The organism is Indiicoccus explosivorum, from assembly GCF_002167005.1.
In the GTDB taxonomy this organism is placed as follows: domain Bacteria; phylum Bacillota; class Bacilli; order Bacillales_A; family Planococcaceae; genus Indiicoccus; species Indiicoccus explosivorum.
In genome coordinates, this window is sequence record NZ_NHTN01000073.1 from 1 (window position 1) to 6,600 (window position 6,600).

The 6,600-nt window shown below is 57.7% G+C and carries 4 protein-coding genes; all 4 read right to left on the reverse strand.

Annotation, left to right across the window (positions count from 1 at the left end; genetic code table 11):
• Nucleotides 1-268 precede the first annotated feature (268 nt).
• From icmF to CCE92_RS15205, 4 genes are read right to left on the reverse strand one after another with little or no spacing between them, the layout of a single operon-like run.
• Complete coding sequence (gene icmF / locus CCE92_RS15190) at nt 269-3,532, reverse strand: fused isobutyryl-CoA mutase/GTPase IcmF (RefSeq protein ID WP_088009458.1); 3,264 nt, start codon at nt 3,530-3,532, stop codon at nt 269-271.
• Nucleotides 3,529-4,179 carry a TetR/AcrR family transcriptional regulator gene (locus tag CCE92_RS15195; RefSeq protein WP_088009460.1) on the reverse strand — a complete coding sequence of 217 codons (651 nt, stop codon included), beginning with the start codon at nt 4,177-4,179 and terminating at the stop codon, nt 3,529-3,531. The genes icmF and CCE92_RS15195 overlap by 4 nt, the downstream gene beginning before the upstream one ends.
• 14 nt (nt 4,180-4,193) lie before the next feature.
• On the reverse strand, nt 4,194-5,324 hold the full coding sequence (locus CCE92_RS15200) for an acyl-CoA dehydrogenase (RefSeq protein WP_088009461.1): 1,131 nt from the start codon (nt 5,322-5,324) through the stop codon (nt 4,194-4,196).
• An 18-nt stretch (nt 5,325-5,342) separates the two neighbouring features.
• Nucleotides 5,343-6,479: an acyl-CoA dehydrogenase gene (locus tag CCE92_RS15205; RefSeq protein WP_088009463.1), complete on the reverse strand. Its 1,137-nt coding sequence runs from the start codon at nt 6,477-6,479 to the stop codon at nt 5,343-5,345.
• Nucleotides 6,480-6,600 lie beyond the last annotated feature (121 nt).

Consider the following 6,600-nt stretch of genomic DNA (forward strand, 5'->3'; position numbering starts at 1 on the left):
TTTATTCTCGAAAACACCAGGTTTATTCTCGAAATCCCGTTATTCTCGAAAATGTGCTTTTTATTCTCGAAACCACCTCGTTTATTCTCGAAACCACTTCATTTATTCTCGAAAACACCAGGTTTATTCTCGAAATCCCGTTATTCTCGAAAATGTGGCTCCTATTCTCGAAACCCCCGGGTTTATTCTCAAATCCCGTCCCGCCAGGCAAATAAATGATAACTTCAGCAAAAAACGGCCGGTCGCAATGACCAGCCGCTTGTATCGTTTACATATTTCTCCGGTACTGCCCGCCAACTTCATACAATGCCGTCGTAATTTGGCCAAGGCTCGCGACTTTGACCGTCTCCATCAGCTCTTCGAAGATGTTGCCGCCGGTTTTGGCGACTTCCTTCAGGCGATTGAGCGCCTCTTCCGTTTTGTCGCCATGGCGTTCCTGGAAGGCGCGGAGGTTGGTGATCTGGGTTTCTTTCTCTTCTTTCGATGCCCGCGCGATCTGCATGGAGTTGATCTCGTCTTCAGACGTCGGATTCGGGTTGATGTACGTGTTCACCCCGATGATCGGCAGTTCGCCGGTATGCTTTTTCATTTCATAGTACATCGATTCTTCCTGGATCTTGCCGCGCTGGTACTGGGTCTCCATCGCGCCCAATACGCCGCCGCGGTCGTTGATGCGGTCGAATTCCTGGAGCACTGCTTCTTCGACGAGTTCCGTCAGTTCTTCGATGATGAAGGAGCCCTGGAGCGGATTCTCGTTTTTCGACAGGCCGTGCTCTTTTGTGATGATCATCTGGATCGCCATCGCGCGGCGCACGGATTCCTCCGTCGGTGTCGTGATCGCTTCGTCGTACGCGTTCGTGTGGAGCGAGTTGCAGTTATCCTGCAGCGCCATCAGCGCCTGAAGCGTCGTCCGGATGTCGTTGAAGTCGATTTCCTGCGCGTGCAGGGAACGGCCCGATGTCTGGACGTGGTACTTCAGTTTCTGGCTCCGTTCGTTCGCGCCGTACTTATCTCGCATTGTGACCGCCCAGATGCGGCGGGCGACGCGGCCGATGACGGTGTATTCCGGATCGAGGCCGTTCGAGAAGAAGAACGACAGGTTCGGCGCGAAATCATCGATGTGCATGCCGCGGCTCAAGTAGTACTCGACGTACGTGAAGCCGTTCGACAAGGTGAACGCCAGCTGTGAAATCGGGTTTGCGCCCGCTTCGGCAATGTGGTAGCCGGAAATCGACACGGAATAGTAGTTGCGCACTTTATGGTCGATGAAGTACTGCTGGATGTCCCCCATCATGCGGAGCGCGAATTCGGTCGAGAAGATGCACGTATTCTGCCCCTGGTCTTCTTTCAGGATGTCCGCCTGCACGGTGCCGCGCACAACTTGCAGCGTCGCTTCACGCACTTCCGTGAATTCTTCGACGGTAAGTGTGCGGCCGACTTCCTCTTCCTTCTTCTTCACTTGCTGGTCGATTGCCGTGTTCATGAACATGGCGAGGATGATCGGCGCCGGGCCGTTGATCGTCATCGAGACGGACGTCGTCGGGGCGCACAGATCGAAGCCGTCGTACAGCTTCTTCATGTCTTCCAGCGTACAGATCGACACGCCGGACTCACCGACTTTGCCGTAAATGTCCGGCCGGTGATCCGGATCTTCGCCGTACAGCGTGACGGAATCGAACGCAGTCGACAGCCGTTTCGCCTCGTCGTCTTTCGACAGGTAATGGAATCGGCGGTTCGTCCGCTCCGGCGTCCCTTCGCCCGCGAACTGGCGCTTCGGATCTTCCCCGGCACGCTTGAACGGGAACACGCCGGCCGTGTACGGGAACGAGCCCGGCACGTTTTCCGCGTAGACCCAGCGCAGGATTTCGCCGTAGTCCTTGAACTTCGGCAGCACGACCCGCGGAATCTTCAGGCCCGACAAGCTTTCGGTGCGGAGGATCGTCCGGATTTCCTTGTCGCGGATGGTCGTGACGAATTCGTCACCGGTATACGCTTCCTTCAGCTTTTCCCAGTTGTCGAGAATACGTTTCGATTCGGCGGTCAGCTCGTCGCGGATACCTTCCGCGAGTGATTCAAGCGATGCCGCGAGCGCATCATCCGGATTCTTTTTCTTCACTTCTTCCAGCGCGCCTTCGAGCTGGAACAGCCGGCGGGCGAAATCCGCCTGCTCTTCCGACTTCGCGTGGTAGCCGCGGACCGTGTCCGTGATTTCGCGCAAGTAATGGCGGCGGTCGTTCGGGATGATGACGTTCTGCTTCTGGGTCTTCACGAACTGCTCGTAGCTCGTCTCCCAGTCGGTGCCCATTTTTTCATTGATCGCACCGACGAGCGCCGCAAACAGGGAGTTCGTGCCTTTATCGTTAAACTGGCTTGCGATCGTGCCGTAAACCGGCATGGCATCGAGTTCCTGATCCCACAGGAGATGCGAGCGCTGGTACTGCTTCTGGACTTGGCGCAGGGCGTCTTCCGAACCTTTGCGCTCGAATTTATTGATCACAATCAGATCCGCGTAGTCGATCATGTCGATCTTCTCGAGCTGGGACGGCGCCCCGAACTCGCTCGTCATGACATACATCGACAGATCGGCGATTTGGGCGATGTCCGCATCCCCCTGGCCGATGCCGCTCGTCTCGACGATGATCATATCGAAGCCGGCCGCTTTGACGACGTCCAGCACATCGTTGATCGCGCCGGACAGTTCGGATTTCGAACCGCGTGTGGCGAGCGAGCGCATAAAGACGCGCTTGTTGAAAATGGCGTTCATGCGGATGCGGTCGCCGAGGAGCGCGCCGCCCGTTTTCTGTTTCGTCGGGTCGACGGACAGGATCGCCACGCGCTTGTCCGGGAATTCGGACAGGAAGCGGCGGATCAGTTCATCGGTCAGCGAGCTCTTGCCGGCGCCGCCTGTGCCGGTGATGCCGAGGACCGGCGTGTTCTTGGACTGCGCCCGCGCTTCATCAAGCAGCTTTTTCGTGTCGCCGCCTTTCGTGTGCGCTTCTTCGGCCGCCGTGATGAGCGGCGCGAGTTTCGCAGGAGTTTCCGCCGATACGCCGTCCAGTGTCAGTTCCGCCCGGTCCGCCGTCGAAAAATCGCATTTCTCGACCATGTCGTCGATCATGCCCTGCAGGCCGCGCGTCCGGCCGTCTTCAGGCGAATAAATGCCCGCGATGCCATAGTCGTGCAGTTCCTTGATCTCGCGCGGCAGGATGACGCCGCCTCCGCCGCCAAAAATCTTGATGTGCGGGGCGCCTCTTTCCTGCAGGAGGTCGTGCATGTATTTGAAATACTCGACGTGCCCGCCCTGGTAAGAGGAAATGGCGATGCCCTGGACATCCTCCTGGATCGCCGCGTTCACGACTTCCTCCACGGAGCGGTTGTGGCCGAGGTGGATGACTTCGACGCCGCTTCCCTGAAGGATGCGCCGCATGATGTTGATCGATGCATCGTGCCCGTCGAACAGACTGGAGGCTGTCACGAACCGGACGTGGTGCGTCGGCTTATACGTTTCCTGTTTCTTTGCCGCTGTTGTCATCGGGATTCTCCTTTCACATACTGTTTGGCTCCTGTAAATCCGTTGAAGAGCAGGCCGGTCTGAATGCCGATGAACTGCTCGATCGTATAATCGTCATGCAGGGCCCAGCGCCGGAACGCCCACATCTGCCCCTGCACGACAAGGTGATGCGCCGCCAGCCGGACTTCCTCCGGCGTGAGGGCGAGTTCACCGTTTTCCACGCTTTCTTCGATCAGACGGCCGAAGATCGCCACCATTTCCTGTTCTTTATTCAGCACATACTGCAGCGCGTCTTTCGGCAGCGACTTCGATTCCTGGTACATGACGACGAATTCGTCCTGCATATCGTCGATCAGCCGGTAATAATGGCTGACCGCCGTCTTCAGCGTCTGCGCTGAACGATCCCCGTGCAGGATGGAATCAAGGCGGGCATGCACTTCGTCATAAATCGCGTCACAGACGAGGAACAGCACGTCCTCTTTCGTGCGGATGTACTCATACAGCGTGCCGATCGAAAACCCGGCCGCTTTGGCGATTTCCCTCGTCGTCGTCCGGTGGAAGCCTTTTTCCTTGAACAGCATGACCGCGCCGGCGATCATCTGTTCCCGGCGTTTTTCGATCAGGTGCTCGTCTTTCACTGAAGACTGGATTTCCCGCTTTTCAGCCATCATTCCACCTCCGGTTACTTCGTCAGCATCCGCGAAATGACAAGGCGCTGGATTTCCTGTGTGCCTTCGTAGATCTGCGTGATTTTCGCGTCCCGCATGAAGCGCTCAACCGGATAGTCTTTCGTGTAGCCGTAGCCGCCGAACACCTGCACCGCTTCGACGGTGACATCCATCGCCGTATCGCCGGCCATCAGTTTCGCCATGGCGGACGCTTTCGCGTACGGCAGATCATTCGATTCGAGCCAGGCAGCCTGATACGTCAGCAGGCGGGACGCTTCAATGGACGTCGCCATGTCCGCCAGTTTGAAGGACACGCCCTGATTCGCGGCGATCGGCTTGCCGAACTGCTCGCGTTCTTTCGCATAGTCCACCGCGGCGTCGAGCGCGCCCTGTGCGATGCCGACCGCCTGAGCGGCGATTCCGTTCCGCCCGCCGTCGAGCGTCTGCATTGCGATGCGGAAGCCTTTGCCGAGTTCACCGAGGACGTTTTCCTTCGGTACGCGGCAGTTGTCGAAAATGATTTCGGTCGTCGGGCTCGACCGGATGCCGAGTTTCTTTTCCTTCTTGCCGACAGAAAAGCCTTCGAATTCCTTCTCGATGATGAACGCGGTCGGCTTGCCTTCTTCTTCGGTGATGGCGAAGACGATGTAAATATCCGCGATGCCGCCGTTCGTGATGAAGATTTTCGAGCCGTTCAGGATGTAATCGTCCCCGTCGAGTTTCGCGTTCGTCTTCATGCCGCCCGCATCCGAGCCGGACGCCGGTTCCGTCAGGCCGTACGCCCCGATTTTCTTACCTTCCGCCATCGGACGGAGGTACTTCTGCTTCTGCTCTTCCGTGCCGAATTTGTACACCGGCCAGCCGGCGAGCGAGGTGTGCGCGGACAGCGTCACGCCGGTCGATGCGCAGACGCGCGACAGTTCCTCGACCGCGATGCAGTAAGCAAGGTAATCCATGCCGCTTCCGCCGTATTCTTCCGGCCACGGGATGCCGGTCAGGCCGAGCTCGGCCATCTGATCGAAAATTTCCCGATCGAAACGTTCTTCTTCGTCCCGCTCTTCGGCGGTCGGCGCCACTTCGTTCTGTGCGAAATCGCGCACCATTTTGCGGATCATCTTATGTTCTTCGGACAGTTGAAAATTCATGTTTCGGTTCCCTCCTGGTCAGTTGAGCAGCTGTTTCGAAATGACGAGCCGCTGGATTTCGCTTGTGCCTTCATAAATCTCCGTGATCTTCGCGTCGCGGAACAGCCGCTCCACCGGATACTCTTCCGTGTAGCCATAACCGCCGAATACTTGGACGGCTTCGATCGAGGCTTTTGTCGCCGCACGGGATGCGAACAGCTTCGCCATCGACGACTCCTTGTTGCAGGTTTTGCCGCGGGCATACAGATCCGCCGCCTGGTAGACGAGGAGGCGCGCCGATTCGACTTGCGTCGCCATATCGGCGAGCTTGAAGCCGACGCCCTGCTGCGAGGCGATCGGTTTGCCGAACTGCTCGCGCTCTTTCGCGTACGCCGTCGCATATTCGAGCGCCGCTTCCGCCACGCCGAGCGCCTGCGCCGCAATGCCGATCCGTCCGCAGTTCAAGTTCGCCATCGCCACTTTGAAGCCCTCGCCTTCATTGCCGAGGAGATTTTCCTTCGGCACGCGGAGGTCCTCCAGCGTCAGCTGCACCGTCCGGGAGCCGTGCAGCCCCATTTTCTTCTCGTCCTTGCCGATGACAAGGCCCGGAAAATCCTTTTCGACAATAAACGCCGAGATGCCTTTCGCACCTTTTTCCGGATTGGTCGACGCGAATAAAACATAGACATCCGCCTCGCCGCCATTCGTGATGAACACCTTGGAGCCGTTGATGACATAGTCATCCCCGTCGCGGACCGCTTTCGTTTTCAGGCTTGCCGCATCCGACCCGGCAGACGGCTCCGTCAGCGCGAATGCGCCGAGGTACTCGCCGGAAGCGAGACGCGGCACGTATTTGCTGACCTGCTCATCCGTGCCGAAATTGAGGATCGGGTTCGTGCCGACCGACGTGTGGACGGACAGGATGACGCCGACTGTCGCGCTCACTTTCGACAGCTCATGGATGGCGATGATGTAGCTGATGAAATCCATGTCGGACCCGCCATGCTTTTCCGGCACGATGATGCCCATGAGTCCGAGCTCCGCCATTTTATCGAGGATCTCGCGCGGAAACTTCCCCGCTTCCATCTCCGGGATGCGCGGCTCAATCTCCTTCTTCGCAAAGTCGCGCACCATGTCGCGCATCATGCGCTGTTCTTCTGTAAACCGCAATTCCATGAAGGATTGCCTCCTAAAATGTATCGATTGATCGTTCTTGTTTTATTGAATAAAGTCGGGTTGCGCCGAACGCGCATAAATCCCGCCGAACGCGCATAAATCCCGCCGAACGCGCATAAAT

Excerpts from the sequence above, each read along its gene's own strand:
- icmF (WP_088009458.1), bottom strand. The coding sequence starts at position 3,532 with ATGACAACAGCGGCAAAGAAACAGGAAACGTATAAGCCGACGCACCAC.
- CCE92_RS15195 (WP_088009460.1), bottom strand. The coding sequence starts at position 4,179 with ATGGCTGAAAAGCGGGAAATCCAGTCTTCAGTGAAAGACGAGCACCTG.
- CCE92_RS15200 (WP_088009461.1), bottom strand. The coding sequence starts at position 5,324 with ATGAATTTTCAACTGTCCGAAGAACATAAGATGATCCGCAAAATGGTG.
- CCE92_RS15205 (WP_088009463.1), bottom strand. The coding sequence starts at position 6,479 with ATGGAATTGCGGTTTACAGAAGAACAGCGCATGATGCGCGACATGGTG.